This is a genomic window from Mesorhizobium sp. ZC-5 (assembly GCF_025753855.1).
In the GTDB taxonomy this organism is placed as follows: domain Bacteria; phylum Pseudomonadota; class Alphaproteobacteria; order Rhizobiales; family Rhizobiaceae; genus Neomesorhizobium.
Genome location: NZ_JAOWPT010000063.1, coordinates 1 through 831 on the forward strand (window position 1 = coordinate 1; position 831 = coordinate 831).

Here is an 831-nt window from a genome sequence, read left to right on the forward strand (position 1 = left end):
GCAAGCAGTCCATTCAAGCTATGAAAGCGATATAGCCATGCCCACCTTGTCACCCCAGCAAGTGCTCAATCACTTGGACCGCAACACCTATTGGCCACACGGCTGCGGCCTGAGCGTGCCGGAAGCCTACCAACATGCACTTGCGGTACATGAGTTGCGAGTTGGTCGAGGCGAGAAACCACTCGGCTTTAAGATCGGCTTCACCAACCGCGCCCACTGGGAGCCCTACGGTGTGTTCACGCCAATCTGGGGGACGATGTACGACACAACGGTGCAGCTGTGCGACGGTTCCGGCGAGCTCGATATCGGCGGGTGCAGCGAGCCGCGGCTCGAGCCGGAGGCGGTTTTTGGGATTTCGGCCACGCCCCCGGCGCGGGCCGATCTCGATGAGTTGTTCGACTGCGTCGAATGGGTCGCGCCCGGGTTCGAAATCGTGCAATCGCACATGCCCGGATACAGGTTCACCGCTGCCGACTCAATCGCCGACGGCGGGCTCCACGGCCGGCTCCTTGTCGGCGCGCGCCAGCCGGTGCACGAGATGGCGCGTAGCGCGACAGAGCTTAATGGCTTGCTGGCGCAGAACAGCGTCGCGCTGTTACAGGGCGACGAGGTGAAGGAACATGGCCGCGGCGCCCGCGTACTCGACGGCCCTCTGCATGCGCTGTTGCATTTGCTACAGGCGCTTCGCGATTGTCCAGGCGCCCCCGACTTACAGGCCGGCGATCTGGTGACGACAGGGTCTTGGACAAATGGCCAGCCCGTGAAGCCTGGCGAGCAGTGGCGCGCGCAGTTCGATGGACCGCTGGGTATCATCCAGGTCCGTTTTCGGTA

General features: G+C 63.2%; 1 protein-coding gene. It reads left to right on the forward strand.

What is annotated here, in order from left to right; translation table 11 throughout:
- Nucleotides 1–37 precede the first annotated feature (37 nt).
- On the forward strand, nt 38–831 hold a 794-nt coding region (locus tag OHD58_RS30510), incomplete at its 3' end, for a 2-keto-4-pentenoate hydratase (protein WP_263807313.1).